Origin of the sequence: Mycolicibacterium neworleansense, assembly GCF_001245615.1 — a bacterium.
Taxonomy (GTDB): Bacteria; Actinomycetota; Actinomycetes; order Mycobacteriales; family Mycobacteriaceae; genus Mycobacterium; species Mycobacterium neworleansense.
This window is the reverse complement of sequence record NZ_CWKH01000001.1, coordinates 1,925,289-1,942,194: the sequence shown is the minus strand read 5'-3', so window position 1 is coordinate 1,942,194 and position 16,906 is coordinate 1,925,289. Positions and strand designations below refer to the sequence as shown.

The following is a 16,906-nucleotide window of genomic DNA, read 5'->3' as shown; positions in this document are numbered from 1 at the left end:
TATGGCTGATCCGGCACGGGCCAAGCGGCTCGCCAAACGGATCTCCACCATCGTCGCCTCGGCGATCGAGTACGAGATCAAGGATCCCCGCCTGGCGGGGGTCACCATCACCGACGCGAAGGTGTCGGGCGATCTGCACGACGCCACGCTGTACTACACGGTGATGGGGTCGTCGCTCGAAGACGAACCGGACTATGCCGGTGCGGCGGCGGCGCTGGAGAAGGCCAAGGGCGTATTGCGGACCAAGGTGGGCGCCGGGACCGGGGTGCGATTCACCCCGACCCTGGCGTTCGTCCGCGACACCGTGCCTGAAGCGGCGCACCGGATGGAGGAGCTGCTGGCCCGGGCGCGGGCCGCCGACGAGGATCTGGCGAGGGTTCGGCAGGGTGCCAAGCACGCCGGCGACGCAGACCCGTACCGTGTGAGCGGGGCGGAGGACATGGACTCCCTTGCTGACGGGGCAGACACAGAGGATGCCGGTGACCGCGATCGAACGGATGACTGATACTGCTCATTCGGGGGCTCCCAACGGGCGCCCTTCCGGTCTGCGTGTCGACGCACGCGCGGCCGCCGACCTCCTGTCGGACGCGGCGACCATCAGTGTCGTCTGCCATGTCTATCCCGATGCCGACACCATCGGTGCCGGCCTGGCGCTGGCACAGGTGCTCGACGACGCCGGAAAGCAGGTCGAGGTAGCCTTCGCGGCTCCCGACCAGCTGCCCGAGTCCCTGCAGACGCTGCCCGGCGGGCATCTGATGGTCGCCCCGAACGCCATTCGGGATGATGCGGATCTGGTTGTCACAGTGGATATTCCGAGTGTCAACCGACTCGGCGCGTTGAGTGCGCTGGCCGGGGACGGCCGTCAGGTTCTGGTGATCGACCACCACGCGTCCAATCAGTTGTTCGGCTCCGCCAACTATGTCGATCCCACGGCGGACTCCACCACGATGCTGGTGGCCGAACTTCTCGACGCCTGGGACAAACCCATCGACAAGCGGGTGGCGCACTGCCTGTACGCCGGGCTGACCACGGACACCGGTTCGTTCCGCTGGGCCACCGCCCGAGCGCACCGGTTGGCGGCCCGGTTGGTCGAGCTCGGGGTGGACAACGCCTCGATCAGTCGCGCCCTGCTCGACACCCACCCGTTCGCGTGGCTGCCGATGCTGTCGCGGGTGCTGGCCTCGGCGCGCCTGCTGCCCGAGGCCGTCGGAGGCCGTGGTCTGGTGTATGCCGTTGTGTCGCATGACGAGTGGTCCAGTGCCCGGCCCGAGGAAGTGGAGAGCATCGTCGACATCGTGCGCACCACCCAACAGGCGGAGGTGGCCGCGGTGTTCAAAGAGATCGAACCCCAACACTGGTCGGTTTCGATGCGGGCCAAGTCGCTGAATCTGGCCACGGTCGCCAGTTCGTTCGGGGGCGGCGGGCATCCGCACGCGGCCGGTTATTCGGCGGCGGGCCCTGCCGATGATGTCGTACAGGCGCTGGCTCAAGCTCTTGCCTAGCCATGGTTGAGCCGGAAGGCGACATCCCGGTCGCACCGGCCACCACCCGTCGCATTGCCGGCCTGGCGCTTCCGGCGTTGGGGGTCCTGGCGGCCGAACCCATTTATCTGCTGTTCGACATCGCGATCGTTGGACGTCTCGGCGCGCTCAGCCTGGCCGGGCTGGCCATCGGCGGCCTGATCCTCGGCCTGGTCAACTCGCAGGGGACATTTCTGTCCTATGGCACCACCTCACGCTCGGCCCGTCTGTTCGGGGCCGGCGACCGGAAGGCGGCGGTCGGCGAAGGCGTGCAGGCCACCTGGCTGGCCCTCGGTTTGGGACTGCTCATCGTCGTGATCGTTCAGACCGTGGCGGTGCCGCTGCTGGCGGCGATCGCCGGACGTTCCGATATCGCCGACGCCGCGCTGCCGTGGCTGCGCATCGCCATCCTGGCCGCCCCGGCGATCCTGGTCTCGCTGGCCGGGAACGGCTGGATGCGCGGGGTGCAGGACACCGCCCGCCCCCTGCACTACGTGGTGTTCGGGTTTGCGGTGTCGGCGGTGCTGTGCCCCCTGCTGGTGTATGGCTGGCTGGGCCTGCCGCGGATGGAACTGCCCGGCTCGGCGGTGGCGAACGTGGTGGGGCAGTGGGTGGCCGCGCTGTTGTTCCTGCGTGCCCTGGTGATCGAGAAGGTCGCGCTAAGGGTGCAGCCCGCCGTACTGCGGGCGCAGTTGACCATGGGCCGTGACCTGCTGCTGCGATCGCTGGCGTTCCAGGCCTGCTTCCTTTCCGCCGGGGCGGTGGCCGCACGGTTCGGGGCGGCCGCCGTGGCAGCGCATCAGGTGGTGCTGCAGGTCTGGAGTTTCCTTGCGCTGGTGCTGGATTCGCTCGCGATTGCAGCACAGTCACTGGTGGGGGCGGCGTTGGGTGCCGGGCAGCTCGCACACGCCAAGAGCGTGGCCTGGCGGGTCACGCTGTTCTCCACCCTGGCCGGGGTGGTGCTGGCCCTGGTGTTCGCCGTCGGTTCGTCGGTGCTGCCGTCGGTGTTCACCGACGACGAGTCGGTGCTGTCGGCCATCGGGGTGCCATGGTGGTTCATGGTGGCCCAGTTGCCCGTGGCCGGCATCGTCTTCGCGCTCGACGGGGTGCTGCTGGGCGCCGGTGACGCGAAGTTCATGCGCAACGCCACGCTGACCAGCGCCCTGGTGGGCTTCCTGCCGCTGATCTGGTTGTCACTGATCTACGGCTGGGGCCTGTTCGGGATCTGGTCGGGACTGAGCACGTTCATGGTGCTGCGGCTGATCTTCGTGGGCTGGCGTGCGTTCTCAGGCCGATGGCTGGTACCCGGGACCGCCTAGTTGTGATGTCCAGGGACGTTGTCCCGAACGGTATCGGTGAGCCTGTGTGACAGGTGAAGGCCTCCGGTTGTGAAGTGGAGCTGTCTAGGAACCGCTTCACCAACCAGGAGGCCTTCGTGTCCCACGCTAACGCTGCTCTGACCCCTCGTGCGCGATTGAGGTTGGCCCAGCTGATCGTCGAGTCCGGGTGGACCTACGCCGCAGCCGCCAAGATGTTCATGGTCGCGCCGCGAACTGCCAAGAAGTGGGCCGACCGGTTCCGCGCTGAAGGGGCACTGGGGATGGCCGATCGCAGCTCGCGACCGCGTACAAGTCCTACGCGTACTAGACCGGCGATGGTGCGGCAGATCGTGGGCGTGCGGTGGCGTCATCGCCTCGGTCCGGTGCAGATCTCGGGGCGTCTGGGCGTGCCGGCCTCGACCGTGCACGCGGTGCTCACCCGTTGCCGGATCAACCGCCTGTCGTCCATCGACCGCATTACTGGTGAGCCGCTGCGCCGCTACGAGCATCCCTATCCCGGCGCGCTGATTCACGTCGATGTGACCAAGTTCGGCAACATCCCCGACGGGGGTGGTCACAAGTTCGTGAGCCGACAACAAAGTAAGCACAACGCGGTACTGACGGCCCGCCGCACCGGTAATCGAGGCGACCGCACCAAGAATTGGCGTCCCAGGACTGGAACGGCGTTCGTGCACACTGTCATTGACGATCACTCCCGGGTCGCTTACGCCGAGATTTGCACCGACGAAAAAGCGGTCACGGCAGTCGGGGTCCTGCAGCGCGCGGTGGCCTGGTTCGCCGAACGGGGGGTCACTGTCGAGCGGGTGTTGTCCGACAACGGGTCGGCCTACATTTCCTACGCGTGGCGTGAAGCCTGCGCCGAACTGCGAATCACCCCTAAGCGGACACGTCCCTATCGTCCTCAGACCAACGGCAAAATTGAGCGATTCCATCGCACTCTGGCTGACGGCTGGGCCTACGCCCGGCTTTATGAATCAACCGAACAGCGCGACATCGCCCTGCCGGGCTGGCTGCATTTCTACAATCATCATCGAGCCCACTCCGCCATCGGAGGCCAGCCACCAGTCACACGACTGACCAACCTCCCTGGACATCACACCTAGTCGCCCCGCGAGCGTGCGTGTTTGCACCCCGACACGCCGCGCCGCGCCGACATTCTGCGCACGGTCGCGCACCTGCGGGCTACAGGCGCGTTCCGCTGACCACCCAGACGGCCCCCTTGCCGCTGCCGTGCCCGGCCACGGACACGTCTCCGAATCCGGCATCCCGACACAACGCACCGAATGCCTCGGCCTGCTGCTGCGTCCAGCCGTGGCTGGCCAATCCGGTCGCATCCGCCGGTGAGTGCGGCTCGATCGCGATCAACCGCCCGCTCGGGCCCAGCGCCCGTCGTGCCTCGGCCACCGCCTTGTCGACGTCCTGCCAGTGGTGCACGGTGGCCAGCGCCCACACCACCGTCGCCGAGCCGTCCCGCACCGGCAGGGCTTCGGCGGTGCCCTCGCTCCACGTGATGGGCGCCCGCCTCGGCGTGACCAGACGCGCGATCCGCAGCATTATCGGGGCCGGATCCACACCCGTCACCCGCGCCCCGCGACGAGCGGCCACGCGTGCGGCAGTACCCGGCCCGCAGCCCACATCCACGACATGGTCCTGCGCCGAAATCTGCGCAGTATCGGCGGCCAGCCTGGCTTTTGCCCGGCCCACCAGGAGAAAGACCAACCCGCACAACACCCCGCCGGCCCCCGCGAACCCGGGGTGGTCGGCGTGGTGATTGATCGCACGCGCGGCGTCCATAGGTAGACCTTGCCGGTTCAAGCCAGGTTGAAGTCAAATGGCGGAATGGACCTGATCCCGATCGGTGAGGCCGCTGCGCGCTTGCAGATGAGCCCGTCGGCGTTGCGATACTACGACGAACGCGGGCTGGTGTCGCCGTCGCTGCGGCGAGCCGGCAAGCGGATGTACGGGCCCGAGGAGCTTCGCCGGCTGGCGCTGCTCAAGATCGTGAACCGGTTGGGTCTTCCGCTCGACACCGCGGCCGCAGTGCTGGACGCGCCCAGTGAGCAGTGGCGCGAAACGGTCCGCGAGCAGATCGCCGCGCTTGATCGGGTGATCGCGCAAGCACAAGGGGCGCAACAGTTCCTGGCCCATGCGTTGAGTTGCCCGAAAGACCACCCGGCGCGCGAATGCGCGACGATGATCGGTGCGCTGGACCGGCTCATCGACGGGATGAGCGTCGAGGAACTCGCCGCCGACCAGACCGGAAGGGGCTGGCTGGTCGACTGACGAGCCTGAACCTCAGCGCACCTGCGAGCGACCCCGCTCGATCACGGCACTGCGGCTGGCCGCGATGTCGTCACCGCTCGCCGTCGCCATCCACTCGCGGGCCGAAGCCGCTTCGATCCACAGGCCCTGGTTGGTCTGGGACTGGTCGATGCGGTGATACGAGGCGAGCAGGGCACGTACGGCGGCCTGATTGTTGGCGACGATCGAAGCCGCCACCCGCCGGGCCGCGGGCAGTAGCTCGTCGTGGGGGACAACCTCGGTGACCAGACCGGCGCGCAGCGCCTCGGCCGCGGAGAGGTAATCACCGGTGAGGCTCATCCGCCGAGCCAGGCCGACGCCGACCTTCTGCGGCAGTCGTACGCTCAGGCCCCAGGTCGGCAGCAGCCCCACCCGCGCGTGGGTGTCGGCGAACTTGGCCTGCTCGGAGGCGATCAGGATGTCGCAGTACAGCGCCAGTTCCAGGCCCCCGGTGACCGCGGCTCCGTTGATCGCGCCGATCACCGGCTTGGTCATGGCCGGCCACTTGGGGGAGATGTCGGGAAGTTCGGTGGTGTCGCCGAGCTCCTTGAGATCCAGGCCCGCGCAGAAGACCGGATCGGCGCCGGTGAGGATGACCACGTCGACGTCGTCGTCGGCCTGCGCGGCACGCAGGGCGCCGTAGAACTCGGTACGCAACTGGGTCGAGAGGGCGTTGCGCGACTTGGGCCGGTTCAGGGTCAAGGTGCGAACTCGGTCGGTGGTGTCGATCAGCAGTACGTCATCACTCATTCGATCAATCTATCGTGACGTGATCCGCCGCCTATCGTGGTGTCATGTGCCGCAATATCACCGAACTGCGCGGGCTGGAGCCCGCAGCCACTGACGAAGAGATCGAGGCCGCGGCCCGGCAGTACGTGCGAAAGGTCAGCGGTATCACCCGTCCGACCGGGGCCAACGTCGAGGCGTTCGAGGCCGCCGTCGCCGAGGTCACCGCGACGACCACCCGGCTGCTGGACGGACTGGCCCCACGCCGGCAGCCGCCCAAGACCGTTCCGCCGCTGCGCCGTCCGGAGGTTCGCGCCCGGCTGGCCGCGCAGTGACCCAGAGCCTGGCGACCCAACCCGCGCTCAAGGAGTGGAGCGCGGCGGTGCACGCACTGCTCGATGGTCGTCAGACCGTACTGCTGCGCAAAGGCGGTATCCACGAGAAGCGGTTTTCGGTGGCCGCTCCCGAGTTCATCCTGTTCCCGACGGTCGCGCACAGCCATGCCGCACGGGTACGCCCCCAACACGCAGACCTGCTCGACGCGGCCGCCCTCGACAGCACCGAGGACGCGGTGACCATCCGGGCCGGCGCGAAAGTGGTTGCCGCAGTGGAGGTGAACCGGCCCGAATCGATCGAGGAGTTGGCGCCGCTGCACATCTGGACGGCCGAATCGGTGCGGGCCGACCGGCTCGATTTCCGCCCCAGACACCGACTGATAGTCCTGGTCGTCCAGGTGAGTCCGTTGCACACGCCCATCCGGCTGGCCCGCACGCCCGAGTTCGCCGGCTGCAAGAGCTGGGTCGATCTGCCGGTGCGGGCGGACTGGGGCTCACCCGTGCACGACGACGCGACGCTGGGCGATGTCGCCGAGCGGGTGCGTCGGTCAGTGGGCTGACGGCGGGACACCCCCGGCGGGCAGCACCACCCGGGACAGTCCGCCCTCGCCGTGGTGCACCGTGTGGGTGGCGCGCACCAGCAGAGAGCCGGAGATCGGCGGCTCCGCGGTGCCCAGATTGCGGGCGAACCGTGGATGTGAGCCGCCGGCGATCATCACCCGGATCCGCGATCCCGTCCGGAAACGGTGTGCGACGGCGTCCAACTCGAGACGCACCGGCCCGGTGTGGCCGTTCAGACGGCGGAATCCGTCGGACACATTGCGGGACCGGCCCTTTGCGTCCACCTCGCTGATCCGGACGAAGACATCGTGGTGCGGGTTGTCGCAGCTGTGTGCCAGCTCGACGATCGGATTGCCCGCCACATACAGATCGGCGGTCAGCGGGTCGGCGTCGAACGTCAGCACGTCGCGACGGCGGGCCAGCCGGGTGTCGTCGCGGTAACCGCCGGTCGCGGCGAGCAGGCGGCCACCCACGGTGGGGGTCGGGTCGGCCGGGTGATAGACGAACGAGGAACTGGGCGCGGATTCCGGCGGCGGGGTCGGGGCCAGCCGTCCCGCCGGCTGCAGAAACAACTCGTACTCGGGCATGACGGGCGGCCAGTCGGCCAGCTCCACCCAGCCTTCGCCGTTGACGTGTACCCGTACCGTGCTGCGGTCGGTTTCGCCGTCACCTCCCAGGTGGGTGCCGAGCCAGTCCAGCGATTCGCCGACCAGGGTGGTGAGCCCCTTGGTCAGCAGTTGTGTATGCGTCCACGGCCCGACCGTCAACGCGACCGGGACGCCGCGCCGGTGCAACTGCTCGTACTGCTCCAGCGTCTGGTCCAAGAACAGGTCCTGCCAGCCGCTGAGCAGCAGGATGGGTACCTCGACGCGCTGCAGTGCCTCCTCGAACCGCAGCCGGTCCCAGAACGGATCGTCGCGTTCGGGGTGCTCCAGCCAGGATTCGTACCACGGTGCGCCGGTGCCCAGCAGCCGGCGGCCGGCCGCGCCCATGGGCAGGCCGGCGGTCGCCTTGGCAAGCTCGGCGGGCCCGCGCAGCTGCCGCGACAGGGCCTGAACCACACCGGGCTCCTCCTGGCGGGCCACCATCGCGCTCCACCCGAGGAAGTCGTTGAGGGAGAACGATCCGGTGCCCCAGGCGGATTCGCTGAAATCGTGCGGGCCGACGGTGATGACCGCGGCCTTCATCTCCGCGGGCGGGTCGACCAGCAGCGCCCACTGGGTGAAGCCGAGGTACGACAGACCCACCGTCGCGAACGACCCGGTGAACCAGGGCTGGTCGCGCAACCAGGCCACGGTGTCGGCCCCGTCGTCCATCTCGTGGACCATCGGGGTGAACTGCCCGCCGGAGCCGAATGTGCCGCGCACACTCTGCAGCACCACGTGATAACCGCGCGCCGCGTACACCTGCGCGAACACCGGTGAGAACGGGAAGCGGCGGCCGTAGGGGCCGCGCACCAGCAACGTGCCCGCGGGGCGGTCCGTGACGGGCGCGTAGTGGTCGGCGACCAGTTCGACACCGTCGCGCATCGGTATCCGCAGCCCGTGCTGCACGGTGAAGTCGGTCTCGTGCGGCGGCAGGCCCAGAATGCGGCTGGCTACCTTGCCGGTGTACCGGCGCAATGTGCTCACGTAGCCAGGCTACGTATCGCCGGCCGTCAGAACTTGTAGTAGGGCGCCAGTTCGTGGGCCCGCTGCAGGTTGGTCTGCAGGCAGTCCGGCCGGTCCGGGGAGTGGATGGGCGAGTAGAACAGCGACTGCTGGATGAGGCCGTAGCTGGTCTTGAACGCGACCATGCAGGTGATCCACCAGCGGTCGTTCCAGTCGGTCGGCTTCATGATCCAGTACTGGGCCGCCCGGTGTCCGTCGATGTCGAGTTCGACCGCGTCGGGCGGGATGGTCTGCTCGTAGGTACGCCAGACGAAGGCCTCGACCGCCATCTGGTAGTTCCCGGCGTCGTAGTGGCACCGCAGGCTGTCCTCGGCCTCCGGCGGGGTGACGGCCAGGCCGATGCGCTGGACCACGTCGAACGGGATGTCGTTGCACGGATCGAACGGTGACGGATCCGTGGTCTCGATGACCGGCCACTTGATCGTCGTCGACACGTTGGTCATCGGGAGATCGGTGGCATCGAGGTGAAGCGGACCGACACCGGCGCTTTCCGACGGGCCCGATTGCCACCCCACGATCACCGCCGATACCAGCGCCGCAACCAGGCCTGTCGATGCCGACAGTCGACGCAATTTGGCGGCCATCACACCCCCTCATAGTTTGGTGGCAAAACGTTCCCCGGCTTGCGGGGAGTGTAGCGGTCGGTCGCAACGGACTCGACCATAAATGAGAACCTGTTCTAGTTGTCAAAGGCCCGGTGCGCCGGCGCCCGGTTAGGCTGGTCCGTTGTGGTGGTGCAACTGTGGTGATTGATCACGAGTCGAGAGACCGACAGCCGATTCTGTGGGCGATCAGCGATCTGCATACCGGGCACACCGGGAACAAGCCGGTCACCGAGTCGCTGTACCCGGCCTCGCCCGACGATTGGCTGATCGTCGCCGGTGATGTCGGGGAACGCACCGACGAGATCCGATGGGCCCTGGACCTGCTGCGCAAGCGGTTCGCGAAGGTCATCTGGGTTCCGGGAAACCACGAGCTGTGGACCACCAACAAGGACCCGATGCAGATCTTCGGCCGGGCGCGCTACGACTACCTGGTCGACATGTGCGACCAGATGGGTGTGATCACCCCTGAGCACCCGTTCCCGGTGTGGACCGAACAAGGTGGCCCGGCCACGATCGTGCCGATGTTCCTGCTCTACGACTACACGTTCCTGCCCGAAGGTGCCTCCACCAAGGCCGAGGGGCTGGCCATCGCACGCGACCGCAACGTCGTGGGCACCGACGAGTTCCTGCTGTCCAGCGAGCCCTACGCGACCCGCGACGCCTGGTGCCGCGACCGGGTGGCCGCCACCCGCAAGCGACTCGACGATCTGGACTGGATGACCCCGACGGTCCTGGTCAACCATTTCCCGCTGGTCCGCGAACCCTGCGACGCGATGTTCTATCCCGAGTTCTCGCTGTGGTGCGGCACGACCGCCACCAAGGACTGGCACACCCGATACAACGCGATCTGCTCGGTGTACGGCCATCTGCACATTCCGCGCACCACGTGGTACGACGACGTGCGCTTCGAGGAGGTGTCGGTGGGCTATCCGCGGGAGTGGCGGCGCCGCAAACCCTTCCGGTGGCTGCGCCAGATCCTGCCCGACCCCAACTACACACCCGGCTACCTCAACGAGTTCGGCGGTCATTTCCAGATCACCGACGAGATGCGTGCGCACGCCCAGCAGATGCAGGAGCGGATCAAGGCCAGGCGCGCATGAGCGACACGTTGCTGGGGCAGGTGCTGCCCGACATGCCGGACAAACTCGCCTCGGCCGAGATGTACGACGACCCGCCGGGTCTCACGGCGCTGCCCGAGGAGGCCGCCCTGGTGGCCAAGGCGGTGGCCAAGCGACGCAACGAGTTCACCACGGTGCGCTACTGCGCCCGCCAGGCGCTGGGCGAGCTCGGCGTGGGTCCGGTGCCGATCCTCAAGGGGGACAAGGGCGAGCCGTGCTGGCCCGATGGGATCGTCGGCAGCCTGACGCACTGTCAGGGCTTCCGCGGAGCGGTGGTCGGCCGGGTCGGTGGGGTCCGTTCCGTGGGTATCGATGCCGAACCGCATGATGTGCTGCCCGACGGGGTCCTTGGTGCCATCTCACTGCCGTTGGAGCGTTCCGAACTCAGCGGGCTGCCCGACGGTCTGCACTGGGACCGAATCCTGTTCTGCGCCAAGGAGGCCACCTACAAGGTCTGGTATCCACTGACCCACCGCTGGCTCGGTTTCGAGGACGCCCACATCACGTTCGCGGTGGAGGCCTCTGGCACTGCCGGGACATTTCGGTCGCAGATCCTCATCGACCCGGCCGCCGAACATGGTCCACCGCTGACCGCGCTGGACGGCCGCTGGTCGGTACGTGACGGTGTGACGCTGACGGCGATCGTGCTGTGAGCCGGCCGGTTCCGGACGCCGCGCACGCGAGGAGCAATCCAGCTCCCGGACTGGTGATCGTCGACAAGCCGGCCGGGATGACCAGTCATGACGTGGTGGGGCGGTGCCGTCGGCTGTTCGGTACCCGCAAGGTCGGCCACGCCGGAACGCTGGACCCGATGGCGACCGGTGTGCTTGTCGTCGGCATCGAACGCGCGACCAAGATCCTGGGCCTGCTCACCGCCACCGACAAGTCCTATTCGGCGACGGTCCGGCTGGGGCAGACGACGACGACCGAGGACGCCGAAGGCGAAGTGCTGCAGACGGTCTCGGCCGTGCACGTCACCGATGAGCGGATCGAGTCCGCGGTCGCGGCGCTTCGCGGGGACATCGAACAGGTACCCTCGGCGGTCAGCGCCATCAAGGTCGCCGGCCAGCGGGCCTACAAACTGGCCCGCGAAGGACAGACCGTCGAGTTGGCCGCCCGGCCCGTGCGCATCGACCGATTCGACGTGCTCGCCGTCCGGCGGGTGGACGACTTCGTCGACGTGGATGTCGAGGTGGACTGTTCGTCGGGCACCTACATCCGCGCCCTGGCCCGCGATGTCGGTATCGCTCTCGGTGTCGGCGGGCACCTGACGGCGTTGCGGCGCACGAAGGTCGGCCGGTACGGCCTCGACGAGGCGCGCACGCTCGACGACCTGGCTGAGGAGGCGCGGCTGAGCTACTCGCTCGACGAGGCCTGTCTGGTCGGGTTCCCGCGCCGTGACCTGAGCATGGAGGAGACCGAGGGCTGCCGGCACGGGCGGGCGTTGACGCCGGCCGGTATCGACGGGGTGTACGCCGCGACCGCCCCCGACGGTCGGGTCATCGCACTGCTCGAAGATGGGTCCAAACGCACCAAGAACGTCGTGGTGTTGCGGCCGGCCACGTTGTAGCCTTGCGGACTCAAAGTTGGCCGTGGCGAGGCGGTTTCGTCCCGGACAGGGTGTAGTTGCCGATGTGGCGGATCTTCCACCGCGTGGCGTCGTGCAACGTATGGGTGCGCGCGTCACGCCAATACCGCGACAGGTTGCCCGAGGCCGAGGCGCTGCGGGTGCCGCCGAATTCGAACAGTGCGCTGCCGGCCTGCACTGCAGCCCGCGCGGCGGATACCTTGGCGATCGCCACCGCGATGGAGGCGGCCGCGGCGCTGTCCTCGGTGAGATCGGCGCTGGCCGTATCGACGTGGCGGGCCGCCTCGGCGAGCAGCGCCTGAGCACCGCGCACCGTGACGGTCAGCTCGCCGGCCACCTGCACCAGGGTCGGATCCTCGACCGCGCTGGACACCGAGGCCTCGAAATGCGGGCGGGCCTTGGCGGCCTGACGAACCGCCTCCTCCAATGCGGCCGTGGCGATTCCCACGTCGAGGGCGGCATGCAGCAGTTGGGCCCGGGCGCCGTACACCGTGGGCCGCGTGAAGATGGGGCTGAACTCGATGACGTGCGCGGCGGGTACCTCGACGGCGTCGAGCGTGACGGTGCCCGACGCCGTCGTCCGCTGACCCATACCGTCCCAGTCGTCGACGATCTCGACCCCGGCCGCGTCGCGCGGCACGAACGCGATGGCCTTGGGCGTCGTCGCCGTCGGCACCTGCCCCGAACCATCGGAACGGGAGGCCCGCACGATCAGCCAGTCGGCGAACAACGCCCCGGTCGAGTAGTACTTGCGGCCGCTGAGGATATAGCCGGAGCCCGCGGCCGTGAGCGTCGTGGTGTCCACGTCGACGGGATGCGGTCCGCGTTCGGACTGGGCATTGGCGAACAACGCCCCGTCCAGCACCAGCCCGTAGAAGTAGGCCTGCTGCTCCGGTGTGCCCTGCAACCGCAGCGCCTCCAGAAACGTGAAGTGCGAGTGCGGGATCTGACCGATCGACGGGTCGCCGTGGGCTACCAGGCGTAGCACCTCGGCGAGCACGGCGACCGGGACGTCGAGGCCGCCGTGCTCGGCGGGCACGGTCAGGGTCAGCAGCCCCGACTCTTTGAGCGCCTGTACCTGCTCGTGCGGCAGGATCCGGTGCGCGTCGCGGGCACCGGCCCCCTCGGCGAACGACCTCGACAGCGCAGCGGCTACCGACAGCGCTGCCCGGGCCGACGAGATCCGGGTGGCACCGGTCAGATCGGTCATCGCGGCGTACCGACGAACGGGATCGAGGCGGGAGTGCCCGCCTGCGAACCGCCGCCGAACAGGCCGCGTTCGCGCAGGATCGGCACCACACCCTCGCCGAACCAGAACAGCTCCTCCAGATGGGGATAGCCGGAGAAGATGAACTCGTCGATGCCGATCTCGGCGTACTCGGCGATCCGGTCTGCGACCTCGGTGTGGCTCCCCACCAGTGCCGTGCCCGCGCCGCCGCGCACCAGGCCCACGCCCGACCACAGGTTCGGCGCGATCTCGAGGCTGCGGGCGTCACTCCAGGTGCCGTTGGCGCGGTTGGTCTCGTGCAGGGCCAGCATGCGCTTCTGGCCCTCGGACTGGCTGCGGGCCAACCCGGCCTGCGCGGCGGCGACGGTCTCCTCGTCGAGGGCAGCGACCAGGCGGTCGGCCTGGGCCCACGCCTCCTCGGAGGTGTCCCGCGAGATGGTGTGCAGGCGGATACCGAAACGCAGCTTGCGGCCCTGCTCCTCGCCGAGCGCCCGGATCCACTCGATCTTCTCGCGCACCGCGGCCGGCGGCTCACCCCACGTCAGGTAGACGTCGGAGTGCCGGGCCGCCACCGGGCCGGCGGCCTTCGAGCTGCCGCCGAAGTACAGCGGTGGCACCGGGGTCGGGGGCAGCGCCAATGAGGCCTCTTCGACGTCGATGTACTCGCCCTTGTGGGTGACGGTCTCGCCGGCCCACAGCCGCCGGACCACATCGAGGAACTCGTCGCAGCGCGCGTACCGCGCGTCCTTGTCCAGGTGGTCGCCGAACGCCCGCTGCTCGTGCGCCTCACCGCCGACGACGACGTTGAGCAGGATCCGGCCCGGTGCGTGCCGGGCGAACGTGGCCGCCATCTGCGCCGACAGCGTCGGGCTGACCAGGCCGGGACGGAACGCCACCAGGAAAGCCAGGGACGTGGTCTCACGGGCCAGCAGCGCCGCGGTGATGAACGCATCCTCGCACCAGGCCCCGGTCGGGATGAGCGCGCCGGTGAAGCCGAACCGCTCGGCCGAACGGACGATCGACGCGAGGTAGTCGATCGAGGCTTCCCGGTCACCACCGGCCGAGCCGGCGGGCGTGCCGTGGCCCCCTCCGACGATCAGCCGGCTGTCGCCGTAGGTGGGCAGGAACCAGTGCAGAGAGACAGTCACGAACAGGACATCTTGGTGCCGAAGAGGCGATCGCACACGGGTAAAAATCGCGGTGATCGTGTTCCGCGTGCCGTCAGCTCGCGACGACCCAGATGGCCTCGGCCGCCGGATTGCCCAGTTCGACCTGCACGCCGGCGTCATCTCCGCCTTCAGCGGACGGATTTCCGGGACTTTCTATGGCAACCGAGATCACGCCGGCAAAATCACGTCTCGCCAGCACGCGCACCCGGGAATCGAGGCTGATTCCGACGCTGTCGAAATAGCGCAGCATCTCCGGGTCGGCGTCGGAGATGCGGGCCACCGTGCCGGCGTCACCGTCCTGGCACGCCGACAGTTGGCGGGCCGGTGGCGTGGGCACCTGACCGTCGGCGGCCGGGATCGGATCGCCATGCGGATCGCGGGTGGGATGTCCCAGCTTCGCGTCGATCCGGTCGAGCATCCGGTCGGACACCGCGTGCTCGAGGATCTCGGCCTCGTCGTGCACCTCGTCCCAGCTGTAACCGAGTTCCTGCACCAGGAAGGTCTCCATGAGCCGGTGCCGGCGCACCATGGCCAGCGCCGCCCGCCGGCCCGCGTCGGTCAGCGTCACCGCCCCGTACTTCTCGTGGTGGACCAGGCCCTGGTCGGCGAGCTTGCGGATCGATTCCGACGCCGTGGAGGCGGACACGCCGATCCGCTCGGCCAGCAGTTTCGTGCTGACCTTCTCGCGAGACCACTCCTGGGCTGTCCAGATGACTTTCAGGTAGTCCTGGGCAACCGTGGAGAGGTCCTGATGGTTACCGTCGGGACTCACAGTAGGAAAGTTTAGGCAATCATCACCTGATCGGGGGATCTAGAGCAGACCGTGCCGCGTTCGGGTCGTAGGCTGATTGCGTGCAGCGCTGGCGTGGGCAGGACGAGATCCCCACGGACTGGGGCAGGTGTGTAGTCACCATCGGGGTGTTCGACGGGGTTCACCGTGGACACGCGGAGTTGATCAGCCATGCGGTGAAAGCCGGCCGATCACGCGGAGTGCCGGTGGTTCTCATGACCTTCGACCCCCATCCGATGGAGGTGGTGTTTCCGGGAAGTCATCCGGCGCAGTTGACCACACTGACCCGGCGGGCCGAGCTGGTCGAAGAACTCGGCGTCGACGTCTTCCTGGTCATGCCGTTCACCTCGGACTTCATGAAGCTCACCCCTGAGCGCTACATCCACGAGTTGCTGGTGGAAGACCTGCACGTGGTAGAGGTCGTCGTGGGGGAGAACTTCACCTTCGGCAAGAAGGCGGCAGGCAACGTCGCGATGCTGCGCGCGGCCGGCGAACGCTTCGGATTCGCCGTCGAGAGCATGTCGCTGGTGACCGAGACGCTGGACGCCGAGCACCGCGACGAGCGGGTCACGTTCTCGTCGACTTACATCCGGTCCTGCGTCGATGCCGGCGATGTCGTGGCCGCCACCGAAGCCCTCGGCCGTCCGCACCGTGTTGAGGGGGTGGTGGTGCGCGGCGACGGACGAGGCCGGGTGCTCGGCTTCCCGACGGCGAACGTGGCGCCGCCGATGTTCTCGGCGATCCCGGCCGACGGCGTGTACGCCGCCTGGTTCACGGTGTTGGGGCACGGCCCGGTGATGGGCACCGTGATCCCCGGCGAGCGGTACGAGGCCGCGGTCTCGGTGGGCACCAACCCGACGTTCTCCGGGCGGACGCGCACGGTCGAGGCGTTCGTGCTCGACACCAACGCCGACCTGTACGGGCAGCATGTCGCAGTCGATTTCGTGGCCCGGATCCGGGGCCAGGAGAAGTTCGAATCGGTCAAGGATCTGGTCGTGGCCATGGAAGGCGATACCGACCGGGCCCGCGCGATTCTGGCTGCGCAGTAGAGGGCTGCTAGACTTTCCGCCGATCCGGTGCATGCTGCAGTCCGCGGTGGCTGTGCCGAGAAAATGTTCGCGGGACTGAAATGATGGAGTTACTTTCGTGGCGCTTACTGCCGAGCAGAAAAAAGAAATCCTGAGCAGCTACGGTCTGCACGAGACCGACACCGGTTCGCCGGAGGCCCAGGTCGCCCTGCTGACCAAGCGGATCTCGGACCTGACCGAGCACCTCAAGCAGCACAAGCACGACCACCACTCGCGTCGCGGCCTGCTGCTGCTCGTCGGCCGTCGTCGCCGGCTGCTGAAGTACGTCGCCCAGGTTGACGTGGCGCGTTACCGCTCGCTGATCGAGCGCCTCGGGCTGCGTCGCTGACGCGGCGTCGGTGTCACCACTTTCCGCGGCTGCCCCTCTGGGGGCAGCCGCGATACTTTTCATCGGCGGATTGACCGCATGCTCGTCCGCGGCTGCCGCGGACATGAAGGCAGGGGACTGCCTCAAGATGAGCGGCACCTACGAGCGCCCCGACGCCAGCCGGGCCGAATGCGGCAGCGACGCGTCGAACTACAAGGTGATCTCTACCGTCACCGACAGCGACCAGTGCCCGGGCGACGTCGACACCTATTACTCGGTGCGCAGCGCATTCAGTGAAGAGACGCAGACGCTCTGCCTGGACATCGATTGGGTTACCGGCCGCTGCATGAGCATCGATCCGGAGAACGACAAAGACCCGTACCGGGTCGACTGCGCGGATTCGTCTGCGCCGCACCGCCAACGGGCCACCGAGGTTCTCAGCGGCGTGTCGCAGGTCGATCAGTGCGCCAGCGGAGTCGGCTACGCATACCCGGAACGCCAGTTCACCGTGTGCGTGGAGGACGTGTCCTAGCTGGCACGGATGCCGATCGGGCCGTTGC

General features: G+C 68.1%; 20 protein-coding genes. 13 read left to right on the top strand and 7 right to left on the bottom strand.

The genetic code is table 11. The features are described from left to right. The first annotated feature begins 1 nt into the window (after nucleotide 1). The 4 genes from rbfA (at nucleotide 2) to BN2156_RS09130 (ending at nucleotide 3,963) form a co-directional block, all read left to right on the top strand. A complete protein-coding gene (rbfA, locus tag BN2156_RS09145) occupies nucleotides 2–505 on the top strand; it encodes a 30S ribosome-binding factor RbfA (RefSeq protein WP_090512607.1) in 504 nt (167 codons plus the stop codon). Then, nucleotides 498–1,502: a DHH family phosphoesterase gene (locus BN2156_RS09140; RefSeq protein ID WP_090515693.1), complete on the top strand. Its 1,005-nt coding sequence runs from the start codon at nucleotides 498–500 to the stop codon at nucleotides 1,500–1,502. Before rbfA ends, BN2156_RS09140 begins: the two co-directional genes overlap by 8 nt. Before the next feature lie 2 nt (nucleotides 1,503–1,504). Continuing rightward, entirely contained in the window at nucleotides 1,505–2,839 is a 1,335-nt protein-coding gene (locus BN2156_RS09135) for an MATE family efflux transporter (protein ID WP_090512605.1), read from the top strand. Between the two features lie 116 nt (nucleotides 2,840–2,955). After that, nucleotides 2,956–3,963 carry an IS481 family transposase gene (locus BN2156_RS09130; protein WP_110811027.1) on the top strand — a complete coding sequence of 336 codons (1,008 nt, stop codon included), beginning with the start codon at nucleotides 2,956–2,958 and terminating at the stop codon, nucleotides 3,961–3,963. A gap of 79 nt (nucleotides 3,964–4,042) precedes the next feature. On the opposite strand, the gene BN2156_RS09125 is transcribed toward BN2156_RS09130, so the two are convergent. Beyond that, nucleotides 4,043–4,654 carry a class I SAM-dependent methyltransferase gene (locus BN2156_RS09125; RefSeq protein ID WP_090512601.1) on the bottom strand — a complete coding sequence of 204 codons (612 nt, stop codon included), beginning with the start codon at nucleotides 4,652–4,654 and terminating at the stop codon, nucleotides 4,043–4,045. A 45-nt stretch (nucleotides 4,655–4,699) separates the two neighbouring features. Between BN2156_RS09125 and BN2156_RS09120 the strand changes: the two genes are divergently transcribed. Then, nucleotides 4,700–5,143 carry a MerR family transcriptional regulator gene (locus tag BN2156_RS09120; RefSeq protein WP_090512599.1) on the top strand — a complete coding sequence of 148 codons (444 nt, stop codon included), beginning with the start codon at nucleotides 4,700–4,702 and terminating at the stop codon, nucleotides 5,141–5,143. A gap of 12 nt (nucleotides 5,144–5,155) precedes the next feature. Here the strand turns inward: BN2156_RS09120 and BN2156_RS09115 are convergent, their stop codons facing one another. After that, on the bottom strand, nucleotides 5,156–5,911 hold the full coding sequence (locus tag BN2156_RS09115) for an enoyl-CoA hydratase (protein ID WP_090512596.1): 756 nt from the start codon (nucleotides 5,909–5,911) through the stop codon (nucleotides 5,156–5,158). A 44-nt stretch (nucleotides 5,912–5,955) separates the two neighbouring features. Between BN2156_RS09115 and BN2156_RS09110 the strand changes: the two genes are divergently transcribed. Further along, on the top strand, nucleotides 5,956–6,222 hold the full coding sequence (locus BN2156_RS09110; protein WP_064884276.1) for a DUF2277 domain-containing protein: 267 nt from the start codon (nucleotides 5,956–5,958) through the stop codon (nucleotides 6,220–6,222). Beyond that, nucleotides 6,219–6,782, top strand: a complete 564-nt coding sequence (locus BN2156_RS09105) for a DUF1802 family protein (protein WP_090512594.1) — start codon at nucleotides 6,219–6,221, stop codon at nucleotides 6,780–6,782. Before BN2156_RS09110 ends, BN2156_RS09105 begins: the two co-directional genes overlap by 4 nt. Here BN2156_RS09105 and BN2156_RS09100 read toward each other — a convergent pair. Both BN2156_RS09100 and BN2156_RS09095 read right to left on the bottom strand, forming a co-directional pair. Further along, nucleotides 6,771–8,414, bottom strand: a complete 1,644-nt coding sequence (locus BN2156_RS09100) for a CocE/NonD family hydrolase (RefSeq protein WP_090512591.1) — start codon at nucleotides 8,412–8,414, stop codon at nucleotides 6,771–6,773. The two genes, BN2156_RS09105 and BN2156_RS09100, sit on opposite strands and share 12 nt — an antisense overlap. A 26-nt stretch (nucleotides 8,415–8,440) precedes the next feature. Then, nucleotides 8,441–9,037 (bottom strand): DUF3558 domain-containing protein, encoded by a 597-nt coding sequence (locus BN2156_RS09095; protein ID WP_090512589.1) that lies wholly within the window; start codon nucleotides 9,035–9,037, stop codon nucleotides 8,441–8,443. Between the two features lie 158 nt (nucleotides 9,038–9,195). On the opposite strand from BN2156_RS09095, the gene BN2156_RS09090 reads away from it, so the two are divergent. Genes BN2156_RS09090 through truB form a run of 3 tightly spaced genes read left to right on the top strand, consistent with a single transcriptional unit; the run spans nucleotide 9,196 to nucleotide 11,746 of the window. Continuing rightward, complete coding sequence (locus BN2156_RS09090; RefSeq protein WP_090512586.1) at nucleotides 9,196–10,158, top strand: ACP phosphodiesterase PptH; 963 nt, start codon at nucleotides 9,196–9,198, stop codon at nucleotides 10,156–10,158. After that, complete coding sequence (gene pptT, locus BN2156_RS09085; RefSeq protein WP_090512584.1) at nucleotides 10,155–10,829, top strand: 4'-phosphopantetheinyl transferase PptT; 675 nt, start codon at nucleotides 10,155–10,157, stop codon at nucleotides 10,827–10,829. Before BN2156_RS09090 ends, pptT begins: the two co-directional genes overlap by 4 nt. Next, a complete protein-coding gene (gene truB, locus BN2156_RS09080; RefSeq protein WP_090512582.1) occupies nucleotides 10,826–11,746 on the top strand; it encodes a tRNA pseudouridine(55) synthase TruB in 921 nt (306 codons plus the stop codon). The genes pptT and truB overlap by 4 nt, the downstream gene beginning before the upstream one ends. A gap of 10 nt (nucleotides 11,747–11,756) precedes the next feature. Here the strand turns inward: truB and BN2156_RS09075 are convergent, their stop codons facing one another. The 3 genes from BN2156_RS09075 to mntR all read right to left on the bottom strand — a co-directional run bounded on the left by BN2156_RS09075 (nucleotide 11,757) and on the right by mntR (nucleotide 14,933). Continuing rightward, a complete protein-coding gene (locus BN2156_RS09075) occupies nucleotides 11,757–12,974 on the bottom strand; it encodes an SfnB family sulfur acquisition oxidoreductase (protein WP_090512579.1) in 1,218 nt (405 codons plus the stop codon). Then, nucleotides 12,971–14,140, bottom strand: a complete 1,170-nt coding sequence (locus BN2156_RS09070; protein ID WP_162490757.1) for an LLM class flavin-dependent oxidoreductase — start codon at nucleotides 14,138–14,140, stop codon at nucleotides 12,971–12,973. The genes BN2156_RS09075 and BN2156_RS09070 overlap by 4 nt, the downstream gene beginning before the upstream one ends. Before the next feature lie 73 nt (nucleotides 14,141–14,213). After that, complete coding sequence (mntR, locus tag BN2156_RS09065) at nucleotides 14,214–14,933, bottom strand: manganese-binding transcriptional regulator MntR (RefSeq protein WP_090512576.1); 720 nt, start codon at nucleotides 14,931–14,933, stop codon at nucleotides 14,214–14,216. Between the two features lie 80 nt (nucleotides 14,934–15,013). Here mntR and BN2156_RS09060 point away from each other — a divergent pair, with 80 nt between their 5' ends. From BN2156_RS09060 to lppU, 3 genes are all read left to right on the top strand, one after another. Continuing rightward, on the top strand, nucleotides 15,014–16,000 hold the full coding sequence (locus BN2156_RS09060; protein WP_039319177.1) for a bifunctional riboflavin kinase/FAD synthetase: 987 nt from the start codon (nucleotides 15,014–15,016) through the stop codon (nucleotides 15,998–16,000). Between the two features lie 97 nt (nucleotides 16,001–16,097). After that, on the top strand, nucleotides 16,098–16,367 hold the full coding sequence (gene rpsO / locus BN2156_RS09055) for a 30S ribosomal protein S15 (protein WP_003880490.1): 270 nt from the start codon (nucleotides 16,098–16,100) through the stop codon (nucleotides 16,365–16,367). Between the two features lie 10 nt (nucleotides 16,368–16,377). Beyond that, nucleotides 16,378–16,878 (top strand): LppU family putative lipoprotein, encoded by a 501-nt coding sequence (gene lppU, locus BN2156_RS09050; protein WP_456152350.1) that lies wholly within the window; start codon nucleotides 16,378–16,380, stop codon nucleotides 16,876–16,878. The last annotated feature ends 28 nt before the right edge of the window (nucleotides 16,879–16,906 follow it).